The 19,762-nt window shown below is 57.4% G+C and carries 16 protein-coding genes and 1 pseudogene; 16 read left to right on the top strand and 1 reads right to left on the bottom strand.

Features of this window, described 5'->3' with window-relative positions; genetic code table 11:
- Positions 1–388 precede the first annotated feature (388 nt).
- The 9 genes and pseudogenes from vgrG to HBO11_RS20820 all read left to right on the top strand — a co-directional run.
- Entirely contained in the window at positions 389–2,758 is a 2,370-nt protein-coding gene (gene vgrG / locus HBO11_RS20860) for a type VI secretion system tip protein VgrG (protein ID WP_169952177.1), read from the top strand.
- 30 nt (positions 2,759–2,788) lie between these two features.
- Positions 2,789–5,455, top strand: coding sequence for an SH3 domain-containing protein (locus HBO11_RS20855; protein ID WP_169952175.1), 2,667 nt, complete (start codon positions 2,789–2,791; stop codon positions 5,453–5,455).
- Positions 5,456–5,463: 8 nt separating this feature from the next.
- Positions 5,464–6,246, top strand: coding sequence for a hypothetical protein (locus tag HBO11_RS20850; RefSeq protein WP_169952173.1), 783 nt, complete (start codon positions 5,464–5,466; stop codon positions 6,244–6,246).
- Positions 6,247–6,392: 146 nt separating this feature from the next.
- Positions 6,393–6,905, top strand: coding sequence for an EF-hand domain-containing protein (locus HBO11_RS20845; protein ID WP_169952171.1), 513 nt, complete (start codon positions 6,393–6,395; stop codon positions 6,903–6,905).
- A gap of 351 nt (positions 6,906–7,256) precedes the next feature.
- On the top strand, positions 7,257–7,733 hold the full coding sequence (locus HBO11_RS20840; protein WP_169952169.1) for a hypothetical protein: 477 nt from the start codon (positions 7,257–7,259) through the stop codon (positions 7,731–7,733).
- 236 nt (positions 7,734–7,969) lie between these two features.
- Positions 7,970–8,365, top strand: a complete 396-nt coding sequence (locus tag HBO11_RS20835; protein WP_169952167.1) for a hypothetical protein — start codon at positions 7,970–7,972, stop codon at positions 8,363–8,365.
- 259 nt (positions 8,366–8,624) lie between these two features.
- Entirely contained in the window at positions 8,625–8,885 is a 261-nt protein-coding gene (locus tag HBO11_RS20830) for a hypothetical protein (RefSeq protein ID WP_169952165.1), read from the top strand.
- 162 nt (positions 8,886–9,047) lie between these two features.
- Positions 9,048–9,317, top strand: coding sequence for a PAAR domain-containing protein (locus tag HBO11_RS20825; protein ID WP_169952430.1), 270 nt, complete (start codon positions 9,048–9,050; stop codon positions 9,315–9,317).
- 174 nt (positions 9,318–9,491) lie between these two features.
- Positions 9,492–9,845 (top strand): annotated as a pseudogene (locus HBO11_RS20820) (type VI secretion IcmF C-terminal domain-containing protein); the annotation flags it as partial.
- 65 nt (positions 9,846–9,910) lie between these two features.
- Here the strand turns inward: HBO11_RS20820 and HBO11_RS20815 are convergent.
- The gene (locus tag HBO11_RS20815; RefSeq protein ID WP_169952161.1) at positions 9,911–10,798 is read right to left on the bottom strand and encodes a LysR substrate-binding domain-containing protein; all 888 of its coding nucleotides are present in this window, start codon (positions 10,796–10,798) and stop codon (positions 9,911–9,913) included.
- 151 nt (positions 10,799–10,949) lie between these two features.
- Here HBO11_RS20815 and HBO11_RS20810 point away from each other — a divergent pair, with 151 nt between their 5' ends.
- From HBO11_RS20810 to HBO11_RS20780, 7 genes are all read left to right on the top strand, one after another.
- Positions 10,950–12,440 (top strand): aldehyde dehydrogenase family protein, encoded by a 1,491-nt coding sequence (locus tag HBO11_RS20810; protein ID WP_169952158.1) that lies wholly within the window; start codon positions 10,950–10,952, stop codon positions 12,438–12,440.
- Positions 12,441–12,592: 152 nt separating this feature from the next.
- Positions 12,593–13,876, top strand: a complete 1,284-nt coding sequence (locus HBO11_RS20805; RefSeq protein ID WP_169952156.1) for an FAD-binding oxidoreductase — start codon at positions 12,593–12,595, stop codon at positions 13,874–13,876.
- A gap of 389 nt (positions 13,877–14,265) precedes the next feature.
- Entirely contained in the window at positions 14,266–15,402 is a 1,137-nt protein-coding gene (locus HBO11_RS20800) for a branched-chain amino acid ABC transporter substrate-binding protein (protein ID WP_169952154.1), read from the top strand.
- Between the two features lie 222 nt (positions 15,403–15,624).
- Complete coding sequence (locus tag HBO11_RS20795; protein WP_029300506.1) at positions 15,625–16,539, top strand: branched-chain amino acid ABC transporter permease; 915 nt, start codon at positions 15,625–15,627, stop codon at positions 16,537–16,539.
- Between the two features lie 2 nt (positions 16,540–16,541).
- A complete protein-coding gene (gene livM, locus HBO11_RS20790; protein ID WP_169952152.1) occupies positions 16,542–17,819 on the top strand; it encodes a high-affinity branched-chain amino acid ABC transporter permease LivM in 1,278 nt (425 codons plus the stop codon).
- Positions 17,816–18,691, top strand: a complete 876-nt coding sequence (locus HBO11_RS20785; protein ID WP_029300504.1) for an ATP-binding cassette domain-containing protein — start codon at positions 17,816–17,818, stop codon at positions 18,689–18,691. The genes livM and HBO11_RS20785 overlap by 4 nt, the downstream gene beginning before the upstream one ends.
- Positions 18,688–19,404: an ABC transporter ATP-binding protein gene (locus HBO11_RS20780; protein ID WP_029300502.1), complete on the top strand. Its 717-nt coding sequence runs from the start codon at positions 18,688–18,690 to the stop codon at positions 19,402–19,404. Before HBO11_RS20785 ends, HBO11_RS20780 begins: the two co-directional genes overlap by 4 nt.
- The last annotated feature ends 358 nt before the right edge of the window (positions 19,405–19,762 follow it).

The raw sequence follows: 19,762 nt of genomic DNA, 5'->3' as shown, positions 1-19,762 counted from the left end.
GGCGGGAATCTCCAAACGGGGCGGCGATGGCGCCGACCTTGTACGCGCAATTAAAGGAAGGGTGCTAGTGGCGCATAGATTTGTGCCGTTTTGCCAGCAGTTTTTTTGCTAGGGCCACCCAGGCCGATATTGGCCACTGTGAGCCTCAATGACGTCGTGCCGATCCCGGTGCTCAAGGTGAGAAAAAGGAATCGAGAAGTTCCCTTCTGGGAAAGACGAATGCTCCGACATTACTGGGTGATAAGGAGCCTTTACCCTCCTGGCTCTTTGTGAAGAGGCTTACCCAGGGACTGACATGAATGATATCCAGCACTGTATCAGCAGGTTCGAACCACACGTTTCAGCGAAGGGGCGACCCGGTGTCTTGTGTGCTGAATAGGGAGCGCCAATGAATTCGACTCCCTTTTTCGACCACAGCCGACACACCCTGAGGGTGCGCAACGTTGAGCCCCGCCTTGATGTCTTGAATTTCACCGGCGAAGAGCGGCTTAGCCTGCCCTTTGTCTATCGTGTTGAGTTCACCTGTATCGAGCGTGATCTTACTGCCGGTGCCATGATTGGGCAGAGTGCCAGTTTCAGCATGAATGGTGCGCCGCAAAATGTGCAGAGGCGCGGTTTCACCCCACTGGCGGCTAAACCACTGCGCACACTTCATGGCGTGGTCACCGGTTTCAAACGCCTGTCCGGCTCTCTGGACGAAGCCCGCTACGAAGTCATCCTGGAACCGCGTCTGGCGTTGCTGGGACGGGGCCAACAATTTCGTATCTATCAACACCAATCAGTACCGGACATTGTCGAAAGTATCCTGCGCAGCCGCCACGATTTTGAAGGCCAGGACTTTCTCTTCAGCCTGGTGCGCGAATACCCCAAGCGCGAACAGGTCATGCAATACGGCGAAAGCGACCTGGCCTTTATCTCGCGTCTGCTGGCCGACGTGGGCATCTGGTACCGCCTCACCCGCGACGAACGCCTGAACATCGACGTGGTGGAATTTCACGATGATCAGCGTCACTACCAGTTCGACGTCGAGCTGCCTTACCGTCCGCAGTCCGGCACCAGCAGCAGCGGGCAAGACGGCGTGTGGGCCTTGCAATCGAGCCATCAGGTGGTGGAGCAGCACGTCAACATCCGCGCCTACTACCACCGTGTCGCCAATGCCCAACTCAACGGCGACGTCGACCAAAGCCGTGGCGCGAGTACCACCTACGGCGAGGCCTATCACTACGCTGAACCCTACACCGGCCTCGGCGATCCTCATGCCCAGGACGAAGACCTGCAAAGTGAAAGCGGTTTTTTCTACGCACGCCTGCGTCACGAACGCTACCTCAACGACCAGACTCACCTCAGCGGCACCAGCAGCAGCGCCACCCTGGCACCCGGCCAAGTCCTGAAAATCTCCGGCGGCGCCCCGCAAGCCTTTGGCCCCGGTGCGGTGATTACCCACCTGACCACCCGTGCTGCTCGTGATCGCAGTTTTGAGGTCAACTTTGAGGCGATTCCTTACTCGGAAACTGTGTGCTTCCGCCCCCCGCTGCAAAAAAAGCCACAAATCGCCGGCACCGTCCCGGCCCGCGTCACCAGCCCGCAGGAGCACGACCCGTACGGCCATATCGATATCGAAGGTCGATACAAAGTTAACTTCCTCTTCGACCGCGACAGTTGGAAACCCGGCGAAGAAAGCCTGTGGTTACGCCTGGCCCGCCCGTACGCCGGCGACACCCACGGCCTGCACCTGCCGCTGATCCCCGGCACCGAAGTGGCCATCGCCTTCGAACAGGGCGACCCCGACCGGCCCTACATTGCCCATGCGTTGCACGACAGCCAGCACGTTGACCACGTGACCTTGCGTAACTACAAACGCAACGTGCTGCGTACGCCGGCGAATAACAAACTGCGCATGGATGACACGCGGGGGCAGGAGCACGTCAAGCTCAGTACGGAGTACAGCGGTAAGAGCCAGCTCAACCTGGGGTATGTCGTCGATGGCCAGAGACAGCCACGAGGCCAGGGCGCGGAGTTGCGCACGGACGGGCATGCCGCTATCCGGGCGGGCAGCGGCGTCTTCATCAGTGCTGACGCGCAATCCAAAGCTCAGGGGCAGATGCTGGAAATGGATGCCACCTTGGGCCGGTTACAGCGGGCCGGCGACCAGTTGGACGGGTTGTCGGTCGATGCCCAGGCCGCCAACGCGGATCCAGCGGATGTGCAGGCGCAACTGACGTTGATGCGAGACCAACTCGATACGCTCAAAGCGGCTGTGGTGCTTCTTAGTGCTCCCCAGGGCATCGTTCTCACCAGCGGCAAGCATTTGCAGTTGGCTGCGCAGGGCAACCTGATGATTAACGTCGGGGCAGAGGCTGATATCAGCGTGATCAAGCGACTATTTATAGGCGTGGGTCAGGGGGTAAGCCTGTTTGTGCGCAAGCTGGGCATCAAGCTGATCGCCAACCAAGGGCCGGTGAGTGTGAAGGCACAGAACGACACCCTGGAACTGATAGCCCGCCATGGCCTGGAGATCATCAGTACCGAAGATGAAGTTCGCATCGTTGCGAAAAAGAAAATCACCCTCAATGCAGGGGGCAGTTACATCACCCTTGATCAGAGCCGCATCGAGTCCGGTACCCCAGGGGACTACAACATCAAGTCGGGGCACTTCGACTATCTGGGCCCCGCTCAGCAAGTACTGGAAATGCCGCAGCCACCTCAATTGACCGAGCATAAATCCAAGTCCCTGGGACTGATGGATTTCTCTGGCTGATCCCTTTGCAAACCAGGAGTGAAGCACACCATGGCCAATTCGTTACTTCGGTTTCTTGATTTCTTCAGCAGTTACCGGGAGGCACAAGTCTATGCGTCAGATGCCCCAATCTTGCCGACGCTAGATACACATCCCATTCAGCCTCATGCGCTGGCCCCAGCAAGCGCCGCGACTCCGCAACCGCTGAAGAACTGGAGCCATCCCTTCAAGGATAAAAATCCCCCACTGCTGCAATTAACCCAATTGGCCAAGGCGGCATCGGGTTACTACCCGTTAGGACGCAATGGCCTGTGGCACGGTGGCGTGCATTTTGACAGCGGTACCGCAGGCTCTCTGGAACAACAATCCAGCGTGCATTGCTTGGCCGACGGCGAAGTGGTGGCTTACCGCATCGACGAGCACTCGCCGACCACGAGCTACTTCGTCAATACACTGATTGTGCAAAAGCCCTTTTCACGTAATTTTGTGCTGGCACGTCATCGACTCGAAGCTCCGAAGATCGAGGGCAGTACGGACATGCCGCCCTGCTTGACCTTCTACAGCCTGTACATGCACTTGCAGGATTGGACGGTTTATCAGCGTGACCCTGCCATCGCCCGCCCGGCGTTCTGGCCCGAGGGGCAGAGCCGTCGGGTCAAGGCAACGGTAAAAGACGTACTCCTAGGGCATCCTGGGCAGCAGGGCCTGAATGTGCGTAACCAGGTACAGCGGGGCAAAGTACTCGCTCTCCTGCCACGAGGCGCGGAGGTGACCGTCAGCGGTGAGGGTGAGTTTCGAAAACTGGAAAACTCCAACGGGCCAGATGTCCTGAAAAGTGCCGATGGCTCGCTGCGCGGCTACCTTTTCTTTGACAAGCTGGAACCTATCGCTGGAGGTGAGTTTCGCATCAACGCCACCGCTCTGAATGTCCGCGAAGAAGCGAATGCCAGCAGTACCATTATTACGACGTTGCCAAATGGCACGGAAGTGACAATCAGCGGTGAGGGGGCGTTTCGAAAGCTGGAGCGAGTGAACCAGTACGTTCATTTCAATTCGCTGGAGGGTGCGCGAGAACCTATGGCTGACCGCATCGTGGTCCTTGACCAGCCCATAGCCATCAAGGCCGGCGAGCTAATCGGTCACATCGGCAAGTATCAAGACAGTTGTGCAGAGCACCCGGAAAAGAAGTTGCACCTGGAAGTATTCAGTGGCGATGAGGTGGAAACGTTCATCGAGTCCAGCCGGGACTGGGCAAAGCGACTGCCCGCTATTAGCAAGACCTGGCTAAAAATTGCCAAGGGCACCGCCGTGGTGGCACATCAGCCTGCTTTCAACGCCACACAGCCGCCCACCCTGAGGGACGCCAGCACTCCCAGCGATGCCGATCTATTGGTACCTAAGAGCCTGCTCGATGGCCTACTTGCTGAGAACAAAATCGTGGTCCCTGCGACGGCAGAACGCAAAGCCTGCAACTGGTACCGCCTTGATGGGCTGCTCCACGATGCCAGCAATACGTTGCTCAACGGCTGGGTACACGAAGAAGTTGGGGTCACCCTCTGGGTTAATCCTTGGTCGTGGGAGGGCTACGATACGATCTTCAACTACGACACCCCTCGGCAAGCTTTGGCCTCCTTCCTCCGGGCCGCTAACCGCTTCAGTGAGGACCAACTCGAACGTCATGGCGCCTTGGCAGATGCGTCGGACAAAGGGCCGATGAAGAGTCGTCTGTACGACATCATCGACCGTGACCACGATGGGAAAATGACCGCTGAAGAGTTGCAAGCAGCGATTAGCCTACCAGCGCACGCGCAATCGCTGTCGCAGTTAGTCATTCATTACGAAAGCGAGTGGCACTACAAGCCGAAGAAGTGGGACGCGCTGGACGAAGTGCTTGGTCATAGTGGTTCGACCCCGCACCTTAACTGGTTGGCGGAGAAAGAGCGGATCAAGCAAATGAGTTGGTGGGATGAGGTGGCAACAAAGGTTGGACTACCGGCGGATGGGCAGGTGTATCACATCCACCCGGTGGGGCTGGCGGGCAGGTTTCAAGCTAGTGAGCGGAGAATTACAGTAGAACTTTTGGAAAGGGTAACTGGTAAGTCGGGCAACTGGTTCACAGGGCGTGGGGGAGGTCGTGCGTTCGTGCGAGAGTTTGAAGAGAAATATCCACGAATATATAAGTATGATAAGCATAGGTTTGTTGTCGAGCTAAATGATGCTCTTGAGCGGTATGAAATAATAACCCCGTACCAGCAGGCGCACTTTATTGCTCAATGTTTCCATGAGTCTGCCGCCTTTGAAACAGCAGTTGAGTTTGCCGCCGGTACACAGTATGACCCTGGAAGGCATTCTGGTGCTATAGTTAACGGTAATACGGAGATTGGCGATGGTCCAAAATATAAGGGGAGGGGACTGATTCAACTCACATGGAAAAACAACTATGTCGCTTATTCTAGTTATAGGGGAGTTGATTTTGTTAGTGTTCCGAATATGCTCGCTGAAAATATGTTCGATGCTATAGATGTTTCGTGTTGGTATTGGCGGCATAATGGAGCTGTCAGTAGGCGGCATAATGCACAGGGTGATATTAATGTCTTGGTGGATAATGAGCCTGGTAATGTTCGGCTTGTGACTTTGGCCGTGAATGGGGGCGATAATGGCCTGCATGAGCGCGTGGAGGTATACGAGGCAATACGAAAAGAGTGGGGGCTAGCATAATGAGTAGGATGAACTCTTCTATTGCGATGGCAGGTGGGCTATCTCTTTACTTTGCTTTTTCATCTGTGGCTTATGCTAGTGGATCTTTGCCGATACTAGAGGTGGAGAGTCGCTTTCCTCTTAAGCTATCCGTTTTTGAGCAAGGAAAGTCATATGGCTTATCGCCACCTGTCGATTTTATGCGTGAAATTGAGGACGTGTATGAGGATGTTCATGTTGAGGATTTGACTGGGGATGGGGTAGGGGAAGTTGTTTTTAACTTGGGCGGGGGAAGGGTAAACGCTTGTTCAAGGGTGCTGCATTATACCGATAGCGATCGATCATTGAGTGAATTGATGTTCAGCGGGGGCGGGCTGTGTGATTTTAAAATTCGCCATGGCTATGTTATTAGCTCTTATAAGGACGGAGCAGTATGGGCTGAGGATGTCTATGTTGTTAAAGGTGGGAAGGCGTACATTAAAATCTCGGATCGTTGCGTTGGGTGTGGAGAAATAGTTCGGAAAGAATATCTCCCTGATGGTTCGTTTGTTAGGCTGTTAGTGTCTGATGAAGTTGATTTTGAAAAGCGAACTCCACTGATCGCTAAGGTGGCTTCTCTCCAGGCTTGGATTTTTTCTTCGCTAGGCGCTGCGCAACCGACAAGAAAGTATTTGATACGTGGGGATGAAGTTACGATTCTTGGAGGGGGAAAGGCGCGCGGTGAAGAATGGATTGAATTTAGATTCTCAGGAAGTACCACTACTGAAGGATGGCTGAAGTGTAGCGATCTTGATGGCTGTAATGAGTTTTAGTGTGTGAGTCATTCGCGGAAACAATAGGGGGTTTTAGCAATATATATTAAAGAAGCTCCAGGATTGTTGCAGTATGAGCAAGGCCGAAATAGAGCCAGGTACCTTAGGGGGGAATTAAGATTGAAAGCTATAGTGATGCCGATCTATTGGTACCTAAGAGCCTGCTCGATGGCCTACTTGCTGAGAACAAAATCGTGGTCCCTGCGACGGCAGAACGCAAAGCCTGCAACTGGTACCGCCTTGATGGGCTGCTCCACGATGCCAGCAATACGTTGCTCAACGGCTGGGTACGCGAAGAAGTTGGGGTCACCCTCTGGGTTAATCCTTGGTCGTGGGAGGGCTACGATACGATCTTCAACTACGACACCCCTCGGCAAGCTTTGGCCTCCTTCCTCCGGGCCGCTAACCGCTTCAGTGAGGACCAACTCGAACGTCATGGCGCCTTGGCAGATGCGTCGGACAAAGGGCCGATGAAGAGTCGTCTGTACGACATCATCGACCGTGACCACGATGGGAAAATGACCGCTGAAGAGTTGCAAGCAGCGATTAGCGCTACCAGCGCACGCGCAATCGCTGTCGCAGTTAGTCATTCATTACGAAAGCGAGTGGCACTACAAGCCGCAGAAGTGGGACGCGCTGGACGAAGTGCTTGGTCATAGTGGTTCGACCCCGCACCTTAACTGGTTGGCGGAGAAAGAGCGGATCAAGCAAATGAGTTGGTGGGATGAGGTGGCGACAAAGGTTGGACTACCGGCGCATGGGCAGGTGTATCACATCCACCCGGTTGGGTTGGTGAGGCGATTCTTGGCGAAAGATGAGTGCGCTTGTGGTTGTTGCTTGGGTATTGAGTTCTCAAGATATAGATGGGTTAGGAAGAGGGATGGGCATCCAGATGTAACCTATTACGGCCCTGTATTTAATGGAACTAAGAAACTAAATAATTTTACAGGCTGGGGCGATCTAATCGGTAAGGGGAAAGCAACAACTGACGAAAGGCCATCGTGATTGCCATGTCATCGAATGAAGGGGCAATGGATGCAGTTCAAGCTTGGGACTGGCAAACATTTAGTGCCGGAGCCATGCAGAAGACTGTAACTCCTAAGGGCTACGGTGAGTTACCCAAGCAGATCAGTGAATTTCAAGAAGAAAACCCAGCTTTGTTTAGTGAGATTTTTTCTCAGTGCGGCTGGTCCATTAAACAAGAAGCCGGCGGTGTAAGAATTTATTATTCGTCCAGAGAGACGGAGTATGAAGATATAACAGGAAGTGCTCTGTGCGATTTTATAAAAAGGGGGTTTAGTCAGACGGACTCTGGGTTTCCTAAGAAGTCAGAATCTTTGGCTTCAATTGCGAGTGCTGTGATTCATGAAGAGTTTCAGAAAAAGCAGGTGGTAGACTTTATTGCTCGCATGAGGGCGGCGCTCTCTAAGTCACCTCGCGGCTATAGTAATTCCGCAAGTGACTTTTTCCAATCAAAGCTTGGGTGAGCTCTGGTTCTTGATCATGATGTGAACGCACCTGGTAACGTGTCGCGTAATCTTAAGAGTGCAATTGATACACTGCGTCATCGTCACTCGGGATCGAGTTCCGATCCGCGCCAGTGGGGTGAAAATCGCATGCAGTACGAGGAGGAGTTGATTGGGATTTACGGACCATCTCGCAGTATGAACTCGCCGATGGAACGTTATAGTCACCTTAGTGGGCTGTTATAAGGAGTGCAGTGATGAGAGGTTTGGTTCTACTGTTTATTTTTATATTGGTTTCTACCCAGTTAAGGGCTGCCAGCGTCCAGGGAGGATCAGGTTCCCTGGTCTATTCGGATGGTGTTGACGGCAACTTTAATTCGTTAGTCTACAAAACGAACTCAGGGGGTATTCTGCGAGTATTTGATGAGGGATTAAGTTTTAATTACGACAGCCGTTATGATGCTGGCAATCTGTCTCCTGATAAGACCTACTCGGTCGTACAGTTTTCTGAGTCGGGGGTGGGCGTGCAGCAGGAGCCAAAGAAAATATATCTTTGTGCATTTGTACGAATGTCCGATGGTTGCGTTGTCAATGTGGAGAGTGGAGAACAATGTGGTGGCGAGTGGAGTGGGTCTGAGCGGTGGAGCAGTTAAATTAGCAGTGTTATCGACTATTCTTTTAAAGAAGCACCAACTGTCGAAAAAATCTACAAAGATTATGAGTCGGGAAGAAAGGATTTAACCCAGGTCTCCTCTCCTAGGATTTTGGCATATTTTTCAGAGGGGACGACATTTGATAATTTGTTAGCTTGCGATCTTCCCCGTGATACAAATAAAAAAAACGTACACTGACATGCTGTCGTTACTATAGCGTGACGGCGATACTAAAAACTTTGAAAGACTGAGAGCCGCTATGAACTCAGGTGGTGTATTCGTTTCTGCAAAAAGTGTCAATAACTGGGCTGTAAAGTCAATTCTCTCTGAAAAAGCCTATCTATATAGCTCGCCATCGTTATCCGACACATCTACGGCTTACCTGATTCGTGGCGATATTATCTTTGTGCTTCCGAGCTCAAATAATTCCCTCGTAAAATTTCGCTACCAACAAGAAAGCGGGAAGGTGATCGAAAAATGGGTTCGGTGTGAAGATATTGGTTTTTGTGGCCGCCAGTAACGTTTTTTTGATCCTGCAGGTGCATAGAAGCAAGTCTTGGTGGGGCGTTTAGATGAGTTTAATAATTGGCGTTGAGAATAGACTGCGAGAAAGAGAATCGAACTGCTCTCGAGTGTGCCGAATAAGTTCTCTTTTAAGTAAGTGGATATTTTTTGAGTAGGGATAAGGCATGAAAACATAATTCGTATCGGCAATAAAACAACCGGCGGCCGCACGGTTCAATCGGGTTCTGTCGTTATGAAGTTCCGCGGTATCGGTGTGGCTCGCAAGGGTGACCCGGTAGATTGCCCGATTCCCGGTCATGGTCGAACAGAGATTGCCGAGGGGCACCCAACGTTTCACGACAAGGGTGTTCCGGTTGCGTTTCACGGGCATCGCTGCGCTTGCGGTCGCGCCTTGATTTCGTCACTGCCTGAAGCGAGCGCGAGATAGCCATGCCGGTCAGATTGGATCAAATCCCAGCTCTTGCGCCACGGGCTGCGCGGCCGAGGTGCTGGCTTTGGCTGGGCGTATTTCCGCTGCTGTTGCTGTTGCTGTTGCTGTTGCTGTTGCTGCTGCTGGGTGTGGGGGCAACGTTTTTGTTCGGCACTCAAACGTTGCGCCAACAACCAGCGCGAAATCTGGCAGCGCTTCAACTGGCCGGGCCGCAGCGACCACCCGGGGGCCAGCCTGAGCTGGACTAGCATTCATACCGGCGAGCGTCTGTTCGGCGACTTCCAGGGCACTTGGGGCCTGATCCGCCTGCTGGAAAAAGCCCAAATCACGCATCTGGACGATGGTGACAGCCACTATCGTATGGTGCTGAAGGCCCCAGACGGCGCAAGCCTGACCTGGAACCTGCGCACGGAACTAGGCGCAGGGCCGTTGGCCTTGCTGCAATTGCGTGACTTCACCTTGCCGCAGCAGATATTTCTGAGTGAGGGCGCTGTAGAGGTGCCCTATGCGCAGATTGATCGGTAGTGGTTTTGGAGAGCGGGGCTTGCTGCGGATGGTTTGCTATCCCGCTCTAGCCGCAGACACTTTGCTCACTTCTGCTCCATCATCCACTTCACAAAATCCCGCACCTTGGGCACCTCCGCCGAATGCTCCGGGTACGCCAGGTAGTACGCGTCCTGGCTGGGCAGTGCGTGCTGCCAGGGGATCACCAACTTGCCGTCTGCCAGCTCTTCTTCCACTAGAAAACGCGGCAGGAGCGCCACGCCACAGCCCACCTGGGCGGCGCGGATGCACATATAGAAGGTGTCAAAGCGCGGCCCGTGGTAGCTGTGTTCGGTCTGGTAGCCGAGGCTGGCGAACCAGTCGTGCCAGCCCTGGGGGCGTGAGGCGTTTTGCAGCAGCACCAGTTCGCTCAGTTGCGTCGGGTCGCGCAAGGGCAGGGCCGGCAGGCTCTCGGGGGCGCACACCGGCACCAGTTCCTCGCTGAACAGCTTGAGGCTCTCGGTGCCGGGCCTTGCGCCTGCGCCGAAGTAGAAGGCCAGGTCGGCCTTGCCTTGCAGCAACTCGTCTGGCGTCTGTTCGTTGCACAGGTCCAGGTGGATCTGCGGGTGGCGCAGGCGCCAGCCCTTGAGCCGTGGCACCAGCCAGCGCGCGCCAAAGGTGTAGGGCGTGGACACCCGTAGTACTTCGGTCTCGCCGCCGTAGGAGCGCAGGTAGTGGGTCGACATCTCCACCTGGCTCAGGATCTTGCGCACTTCCACCAGGTATAGGTCGCCCGCCGGGGTCATCTGCAAGCGCCGACGCACCCGGCGAAACAGCAGGTGCTGCAGCAACTCTTCCAATTGCGCGACCTGCTTGCTGACGGCGCTCTGCGTGAGGTTCAGCTCCTCGGCGGCACGGGTGAAACTCAGGTGGCGGGTCACGGCCTCGAAGCATTGCAGCGCGGTGATCGAGGGCAAATGTCTTTTATTGAGCACGGCATGCCTCTTTTTGTTTTGCATGAATAAACGGAATGATATCTCGCCTAATCGTCGTTTGTTGGCAAGTCCTGGGCCGGCTACAAATAAGGCCTGGATCGTCGTGCGGGCTGCGGCGCATTTTTTTGTTGATGGATTGAAGGAGTGACCCATGGTTGCCGCATTGCTTGATCGTCTGGGGGTAGACCCGGCGTTGTACCAGGCGGGGAAACAGCCCGTGCATTCCCCTATCGATGGCAGCCGCATTGCCAGTGTGCACTGGGAAGGCGCCGCCGAGGTCGAGCAGCAGGTCAGTCGTGCCGAGCATGCATTCGATGCCTGGCGCAAGGTACCGGCGCCCCGTCGCGGTGAACTGGTGCGCCAGTTCGGCGACCTTTTGCGTGAGTACAAGGCCGACCTGGGCGAGTTGGTGTCGTGGGAAGCCGGCAAGATCACCCAGGAAGGCCTGGGGGAAGTGCAGGAAATGATCGATATCTGCGACTTCGCCGTGGGCCTGTCGCGCCAGTTGTATGGCCTGACCATCGCCTCCGAGCGCCCTGGCCACCATATGCGTGAAACCTGGCTCCCGCTGGGCGTGGTGGGCGTGATCAGCGCCTTCAACTTCCCGGTCGCAGTGTGGGCGTGGAATACCGCGCTGGCGCTGGTGTGCGGCAACGCGGTGATCTGGAAACCCTCGGAAAAGACCCCGCTCACCGCACTGGCCTGCCAGGCCTTGTTTGAGCGGGTGGCGAAAAACTTCAGCGATGCACCACCGTACCTCAGCCAGGTGGTCATTGGCGGGCGCGATGCCGGCGCCGCCCTGGTGGACGACCCGCGCGTGGCGCTGATCAGTGCCACTGGCAGTACGCGCATGGGCCGCGAAGTGGCGCCCAAGGTTGCCGCGCGGTTTGCCCGCAGCATTCTGGAATTGGGCGGCAATAACGCGATGATCCTCGGCCCCAGCGCCGACCTGGACATGGCCGTGCGCGCCATCCTGTTCAGCGCGGTCGGTACCGCAGGCCAGCGCTGCACCAGCCTGCGCCGGCTGATCGCCCACGAGTCGGTCAAGGACGAAATCGTCACACGCCTCAAGGCCGCCTATTCCAAGGTGCGCATCGGCCATCCTCTGGAAGGCAACCTGGTCGGCCCGCTGATCGACAAGCACAGCTTTGAAAACATGCAGGACGCCCTGGAGCAGGCCCTGAGCGAAGGCGGCAAGGTGTTTGGCGGCAAGCGCCAGCTGCAGGACCAGTTCCCCAACGCTTACTATGTGGCGCCGGCCATCGTCGAAATGCCTGAGCAGAGCGATGTGGTGTGCAGCGAAACTTTCGCGCCGATTCTCTATGTAGTGGGCTACAAGGACTTCACCGAGGCGCTGCGTTTGAACAACGCCGTGCCGCAGGGCCTGTCGTCGTGCATCTTTACGACCGATGTGCGCGAGGCCGAGCAGTTCATGTCGGCGGTGGGCAGTGATTGCGGGATCGCCAACGTCAACATCGGGCCGAGTGGCGCGGAGATCGGTGGCGCGTTTGGCGGCGAGAAAGAAACCGGTGGCGGGCGTGAATCGGGTTCGGATGCCTGGCGCGGGTACATGCGCCGGCAGACCAACACCGTGAACTATTCGCTGGAGCTGCCGTTGGCCCAGGGCATTACCTTCGACTGAGCCTCCCGCCGAAATGCGGTCAATGTGGGAGCTGGGTTGCCGGCGATAGCGGTATTGAATTCACCATCGTCATCGCTGGCAAGCCAGCTCCCACGTTCGATTGGGTTCGCAATTCAGAATAAGAGTTGTTTGTTAGATCCCGGAGTCTGGCAATGCCATTACGCGAAGCGTGTTTGTGGGAACAACTGACCCCTGGCCGGCCGGATCGCATCGCCCTCAAGGGCGAGGTCAAGGTGGATGTGTGTGTGATCGGCGCCGGTATCACCGGTTTGTCGGCGGCCATCCACCTGCTGGAGCAAGGTAAAAGTGTCTGCGTGCTGGAGGCCCATCGCACCGGCCATGGCGGTTCTGGGCGCAACGTGGGGCTGGTCAACGCCGGGATGTGGATCCCTCCGGATGAGATCGAGGCTGGTTTCGGCACGGCGGTGGGCAGCCAGCTCAACCGAATGCTTGGCGCAGCGCCGTCCCTGGTGTTCAGCCTGATCGACAAGTACAGGATAGATTGCCAACTGCGCCGCGAGGGCACGTTGCACATGGCGCACAACGCCCGTGGCGAAGCCGACCTGCGCAGCCGCGAGCAACAATGGAAGCGCCGTGGCGCGCCCGTGGAGCTGCTGACCGGTGCTGCGTGCGAGCAGGCCACCGGCACCCAAAAGATCGCCGCCGCCTTGCTCGACCGGCGTGCCGGCACCTTGAACCCGATGGCCTACACCAGTGGCCTGGCCAATGCCGCAGTGGGCCTGGGTGGGCAGTTGTTCGATCATTCACCGGTGACCCAACTGGAGCGCCAGGGCCAATCCTGGTCTGTGCAAACGGCCCAGGGCGCGGTGCAGGCTGCACAAGTGGTGATCGCCTCCAATGCCTACACCGAAGGCGAGTGGACCGAGTTGCGGCGCAATTTTTTCCCCGGTTACTACTATCAGGTGGCCTCGGTGCCCCTGAGCGGTGATGCTGCGCAGCAAATCCTGCCGGGTGGCCAGGGTTCCTGGGATACCCGCCAGGTGCTGAGCAGCATCCGCCGCGATGCCGATGGGCGGTTGTTGCTGGGCAGCCTGGGCAATGGCAACCAGAAACCCACCTGGTTTCTCAAGGCCTGGGCCGACCGCGTGCAGCAGCACTATTTCCCATTTCTCAAGGCGGTGGACTGGGAATACACCTGGACCGGCTGCATCGCTTTCACCCCAGACCATCTGATGCGTCTTTTCGAGCCGGCGCCCGGTTTGGTGGCAGTCACTGGTTACAACGGGCGTGGGGTGACCACTGGCAGCGTGGTGGGCAAGGCATTTGCCGATTATTTGTGCCACCAGGACCCCAAGGCCCTGCCGATTCCGTTTGCGCCGATGCAGCCGCTGGCCGGCGTGGGCCTGCGCAGTTGCCTGTACGAGGCCGGATTCTCGCTGTACCACGCGGGCCAATGCCTGCGAATTGTCATCTGATCAGCGAAATACCCTTCAAAAGCCGGCATTTTCTTAGCCGGCTACTAATCTGTATTGGTGCGAGTCGTAGCAGTGACGCACTGTAAATGTGCACTTCCGTTACGCGCATGGTTACAGATGCTCGAAGGGGCGCTTGATGGCTGGCTGACATCAGTCCAATGGGCGGGTTTCACTCTTTCGGGCCAGTGGTTGCACCTCTGCGTTCCAGAGGGTTGCACGTCCCGCCAAAAAGGCACCGAAACGCCTGTAATAACAATGACACCGTGTCTTTTTGAAATATAAAAACGCAATGGCACGCCGCTTGCTCTCAGCTTTCCAGTGAAGGTTTCAAGTGAAAGTTTGAAGTGAAATTGCAGTGCCCATTCAACAAAAAACTCGGAGCACCACTCATGTCCCAGACGTTTTACAAGAAAGGTTTCCTGGCCCTCGCGGTAGCTGCCGCGCTGGGCGTTTCTACGTTTGTTCAAGCTGATGTGAAGATTGGCGTGGCGGGGCCGATGACTGGTGCCAACGCTGCCTTCGGTGAGCAGTACATGAAAGGTGCCCAGGCGGCGGCCGATGTGATCAACAAGGCGGGCGGGATCAACGGCGAGCAGATCAAGCTGGTGGCCGGTGACGACGCGTGCGAACCCAAGCAGGCCGTAGCCGTGGCCAACCGCCTGGCCGACCAGGACAAAGTGATCGGCGTGGTCGGGCACTTCTGCTCGTCGAACACCATTCCAGCCTCCGAGGTGTACGACGAAGCGGGCATCATCGCAATCACTCCAGGCTCCACCAACCCCCAAGTGACCGAGCGTGGCCTGGGCGCCATGTTCCGCATGTGCGGGCGGGATGACCAGCAGGGCATCGTGGCCGGCGACTACATCGTCGACGTGCTCAAGGGCAAGAAAGTCGCGGTCATCAACGACAAGGACACCTACGGCAAAGGCCTGGCCGATGCCACCGCAGCCCAACTGACCAAGCGCGGCGTCAAGCCGGTGCTCGAAGAAGGCCTGACCCGTGGCGAGAAAGACTTCAGCGCCCTGGTGACCAAGATCCGTTCGCAGGGCGCCGATGTCGTGTACTTCGGCGGCCTGCACCCGGAAGCCGGCCCACTGGTGCGCCAGATCCGTGAAGCGGGCCTCAAAGACGTCAAGTTCATGTCCGACGATGGTGTGGTGACCGACGAACTGGTGGCGACCGCCGGTGGTGCGCAATACGTCGATGGCGTCTACATGACCTTCGGCGCCGACCCGCGCCTGCTGCCAGACAGCAAGGCCGTGGTGGAAGAGTTCCGCAAAAATGGCACCGAGCCTGAAGGCTACACCCTGTACGCCTACGCCTCGATCCAGGCCCTGGCGGCCGGCTTCAACGGCGCCAAGTCCAACAAGGGTGAAGACGCGGCCAAGTGGCTCAAGGCTAACCCGGTGCAAACCGTGATGGGCAAGAAGGAATGGGATACCAAGGGTGACCTGAAGGTCTCCGACTACGTGGTGTACCAGTGGGACAAGGACGGCAAGTACCACCAGTTGGAAAAGCAGAAGTAATCAACCAGCCACCGCCGACCCCTTGTGGGAGCCGGGCTTGCCCGCGATGACGGACTGACAGCCAGCACCTGTGTTGAATGTGAGACCGCTATCGCCGGCAAGCCAGCTCCCACACTGGATCGCGGTTGCCCGGGCCATTGCGTCCGGCACCAGATCTGTTTTTTCCTCCAGAAGGGCCGCACGCCCAAGGGTGTGCAGGTTCTCACCGCGTGAGATTGCGTTATGGATGGTATTTTCCTGCAGCAACTGGTCAACGGCCTGACCCTCGGGTCGGTCTATGGCCTGATCGCCATCGGCTACACAATGGTCTATGGCATCATTGGCATGATCAACTTCGCCCATGGCGAGGTTTATATGATTTCCGCTTACCTCGCGGCGATCAGTCTGGCACTGCTGGCTTATTTCGGCCTCGAATCCTTCCCGCTGCTCATTCTCGGCACCCTGATATTCACCGTCGTCGTCACCGGCGTCTATGGTTGGGTCATCGAGCGTGTCGCCTACAAACCGTTGCGCAACTCCACTCGCCTGGCCCCGCTGATCAGCGCCATCGGGATCTCGCTGATCCTGCAGAACTACGCGCAGATCGCCCAGGGCGCCAAGCAACAAGGCATTCCCACCCTGCTGGCCGGCGCCTGGCGCGTCGATATCGGCACCGGGTTCGTACAGTTGACCTACACCAAGGTCTTCATCCTGGTCGCGGCCTTTGCCGGCATGGCGCTGCTGACCTACATCATCAAGTACACCAAGCTCGGCCGCATGTGCCGCGCGACCCAGCAAGACCGCAAGATGGCCTCGATCCTGGGGATCAACACCGACCGCGTGATCTCCTACGTGTTTGTCATCGGTGCCGCCATGGCGGCCCTGGCCGGTGTGCTGATCACCCTGAACTACGGCACGTTCGACTTCTATGCCGGCTTTATCATCGGCATCAAGGCATTTACCGCAGCGGTACTCGGCGGCATCGGCTCCCTGCCTGGGGCGATGCTGGGCGGGATTATCCTGGGGATTTCCGAGTCGCTGTTCTCGGGGTTGATCAACTCTGACTACAAAGACGTGTTCAGTTTCTCCCTGCTGGTGGTGATTCTGATTTTCCGTCCCCAGGGCCTGCTTGGTCGCCCGCTCGTGGCGAAGGTGTAAACATGTCTGCTGCCAAATCTATCGATATCAAGAAAAGTGTAGTCGATGCGGTCCTCGCCGGGCTGATTTCCCTGATCGTATTCGGCCCCATCGTCGGCGTGGTCCTGGACGGCTACAGCTTCAACCTGGAACCGGCCCGCGTCGGCTTGCTGGTGGCCATCGTCATGGCCGGGCGCCTGCTCATGAGCCTGTTCCTGCAAACCCCCAAGGGCTTGAAGATTCTCCAGGGTTTTGAAAGCTCGGGCTCTGGCGTGCATGTGCTGGCGCCGGACTACAAGTCGCGGCTGCGCTGGATCATCCCGGCGCTGATCGTGATCGCCATTGTCTTTCCGTTTTTCGCCAACAAATACCTGCTGACCGTGGTGATCCTCGGGCTGATCTACGTGTTGCTGGGCCTGGGCCTGAACATCGTGGTCGGCCTGGCCGGGCTGCTTGACCTGGGTTACGTGGCGTTCTACGCCATCGGCGCCTACGGCCTGGCCCTGGGTTACCAATACCTCGGGCTGGGGTTCTGGACGGTGCTGCCGCTGGCGGCCATCGCTGCTGCGCTGGCGGGGTGCATCCTCGGGTTCCCGGTGTTGCGAATGCACGGTGACTACCTGGCCATCGTGACCCTGGGTTTTGGTGAAATCATCCGCCTGGTGCTCAATAACTGGCTGTCGTTTACCGGCGGGCCAAACGGTATGCCGGTGCCATCGCCGACGTTCCTCGGCCTGGAGTTCGGCCGGCGTGCCAAGGAGGGCGGGGTGCCGTTCCATGAGTTCTTCGGCATCGCCTACAACCCCAACGTGAAGTTCCTGTTCATCTACATCGTGCTGTTTCTGGTGGTGCTGCTGGTGCTGTACATCAAGCATCGCCTGACCCGCATGCCAGTGGGCCGCGCCTGGGAAGCCTTGCGCGAGGATGAAATCGCTTGCCGTTCCATGGGCCTGAACCACGTACTGGTCAAGCTCTCGGCCTTCACCATCGGCGCTTCGACGGCCGGCCTGGCCGGGGTGTTCTTTGCCAGTTACCAGGGCTTCGTCAACCCGTCTTCGTTCACCTTCTTCGAGTCGGCGCTGATCCTCGCCATCGTGGTACTGGGTGGCATGGGCTCGACGGTGGGCGTGGTCATTGCCGCTTTCGTGCTGACCGTGGCGCCTGAACTGCTGCGCAGCTTCTCCGAGTACCGGGTGTTGCTGTTTGGCGTGTTGATGGTGGTGATGATGATCTGGCGGCCACGGGGCCTGATCCGGATCAGCCGTACCGGTGTGACACCACGCAAGGGGGTAGCGCCATGAGCAAGGAAGTTGTCCTCAACGTGGAACACCTGATGATGCACTTCGGTGGCATCAAGGCCTTGAGCGATGTGAGCCTCAAGGTCGAACGCAACTCGATCTTCGCCCTGATCGGCCCCAACGGCGCCGGCAAGACCACGGTGTTCAACTGCCTGACCGGCTTTTATACGGCCAGTGGCGGCAAGATCGAACTCAACATCCGCGGCAAGCAGACCAACGTGATCCAGTTGCTCGGCGAGCGCTTCAAGCCTACCGACTTCGTGTCGCCCAAGAGCTTTTTCAGTCGGGTGTACTACAAGATGTTCGGCGGCACCCACCTGGTGAACCGCGCAGGCCTGGCCCGTACCTTCCAGAACATTCGCCTGTTCAAGGAAATGTCGGTGGTGGAAAACCTGCTGGTGGCCCAGCACATGTGGGTCAACCGCAACATGCTGGCGGGCATTCTCAACACCAAGGGCTACCGCAAGGCGGAAAGCGACGCACTGGACCACGCCTTTTACTGGCTGGAAGTGGTGGATTTGGTGGACTGCGCCAACCGCCTGGCTGGCGAGCTTTCCTACGGCCAGCAGCGCCGCCTGGAAATCGCCCGTGCCATGTGCACCCGGCCGCAGATCATCTGCCTGGACGAACCGGCAGCGGGCCTCAACCCCCAGGAAACCGAAGCCCTCAGTGCGATGATTCGCCTGCTGCGCGACGAACACGACCTCACAGTGGTACTGATCGAGCACGACATGGGCATGGTGATGAGTATTTCCGACCACATCGTGGTGCTGGACCACGGCAACGTCATTGCCGAGGGCGGGCCGGAAGCGATCCGTAACGACCCGAAAGTGATCGCGGCCTACCTGGGCGCCGATGAGGAGGAGCTGGTATGACGACGCCTATCCTCGAAATGAAGGACCTGGACGTGTTCTATGGCCCGATCCAGGCCCTGAAGAAAGTCTCGCTGCACATCGACGAGGGCGAAACCGTGAGCCTGATCGGCTCCAACGGCGCGGGAAAGTCCACGCTGCTGATGTCGATCTTCGGCCAGCCGCGTGCCGAGTCCGGGCAGATCCTCTACCAGGGCGTGGACATTACCCACAAGTCGTCCCACTACATCGCCTCCAACGGCATCGCCCAGTCCCCGGAAGGGCGGCGGGTGTTCCCCGACATGACTGTCGAGGAAAACCTGCTGATGGGCACCATCCCCATTGGCGACAAGCACGCCAGCGAGGATATGCAGCGCATGTTCGAGCTGTTTCCACGGCTCAAGGAGCGGCGTAACCAGCGGGCCATGACCATGTCCGGTGGCGAGCAGCAAATGCTCGCCATTGCCCGGGCGTTGATGAGCCGGCCCAAGCTGTTGCTGCTCGATGAACCGAGCCTGGGCCTGGCACCGATTGTGGTGAAGCAGATCTTTGCCACCTTGCGCGAACTGGCGGCTACCGGGATGACCATCTTTCTGGTGGAGCAGAACGCCAACCACGCGCTGCGCCTGTCTGACCGGGCGTATGTGATGGTCAACGGCGAAATCCGTTTGACCGGCAGTGGCAAGGAGCTACTGGTGAACGAGGAAGTGCGCAACGCTTACCTTGGCGGGCACTAACCCGCCATCACCCTAGGCGCCGGCTTGTGTGGGAGCTGGCTTGCCTGCGATGCAGACATCTCGGTATTTCAGGTACACCGAGGTGATGCCATCGCGGGCAAGCCCGGCTCCCACATAAAGCCGGCGCCTACATTTTTCGGTAGTTCGCAGGCCTTCCGGCAAATTGTGGAAAACAAATCCACACACCTCCCAAAGCGCGACATATAGCCGCCGCAAATCCCTGTTTTGTCACACAAATGACTTGTCCCCATCCACTGTGGAACCTGCTGTGGGTAACATGGGAGTAGCTGGCTGTACGCCTTTATCTACGGGGCTTACAGCGCGGTGGCTGTTTTTTGATCAGGGGCTTTTTCGGGAG

Origin of the sequence: Pseudomonas sp. WS 5010, from assembly GCF_012985565.1 — a bacterium.
Classification (GTDB): Bacteria; Pseudomonadota; Gammaproteobacteria; order Pseudomonadales; family Pseudomonadaceae; genus Aquipseudomonas.
Note: the sequence above shows the minus strand (reverse complement) of the source record. Positions and strands in the feature narration are given on the sequence as shown.

Bases quoted from the DNA above. Each gene is read 5' to 3' on its own strand.
- vgrG (WP_169952177.1), top strand. From the start codon at position 389: ATGAATTCGACTCCCTTTTTCGACCACAGCCGACACACCCTGAGGGTG.
- HBO11_RS20855 (WP_169952175.1), top strand. From the start codon at position 2,789: ATGGCCAATTCGTTACTTCGGTTTCTTGATTTCTTCAGCAGTTACCGG.
- HBO11_RS20850 (WP_169952173.1), top strand. From the start codon at position 5,464: ATGAACTCTTCTATTGCGATGGCAGGTGGGCTATCTCTTTACTTTGCT.
- HBO11_RS20840 (WP_169952169.1), top strand. From the start codon at position 7,257: ATGTCATCGAATGAAGGGGCAATGGATGCAGTTCAAGCTTGGGACTGG.
- HBO11_RS20835 (WP_169952167.1), top strand. From the start codon at position 7,970: ATGAGAGGTTTGGTTCTACTGTTTATTTTTATATTGGTTTCTACCCAG.
- HBO11_RS20830 (WP_169952165.1), top strand. From the start codon at position 8,625: ATGAACTCAGGTGGTGTATTCGTTTCTGCAAAAAGTGTCAATAACTGG.
- HBO11_RS20810 (WP_169952158.1), top strand. From the start codon at position 10,950: ATGGTTGCCGCATTGCTTGATCGTCTGGGGGTAGACCCGGCGTTGTAC.
- HBO11_RS20805 (WP_169952156.1), top strand. From the start codon at position 12,593: ATGCCATTACGCGAAGCGTGTTTGTGGGAACAACTGACCCCTGGCCGG.
- HBO11_RS20800 (WP_169952154.1), top strand. From the start codon at position 14,266: ATGTCCCAGACGTTTTACAAGAAAGGTTTCCTGGCCCTCGCGGTAGCT.
- HBO11_RS20795 (WP_029300506.1), top strand. From the start codon at position 15,625: ATGGATGGTATTTTCCTGCAGCAACTGGTCAACGGCCTGACCCTCGGG.
- livM (WP_169952152.1), top strand. From the start codon at position 16,542: ATGTCTGCTGCCAAATCTATCGATATCAAGAAAAGTGTAGTCGATGCG.
- HBO11_RS20785 (WP_029300504.1), top strand. From the start codon at position 17,816: ATGAGCAAGGAAGTTGTCCTCAACGTGGAACACCTGATGATGCACTTC.
- HBO11_RS20780 (WP_029300502.1), top strand. From the start codon at position 18,688: ATGACGACGCCTATCCTCGAAATGAAGGACCTGGACGTGTTCTATGGC.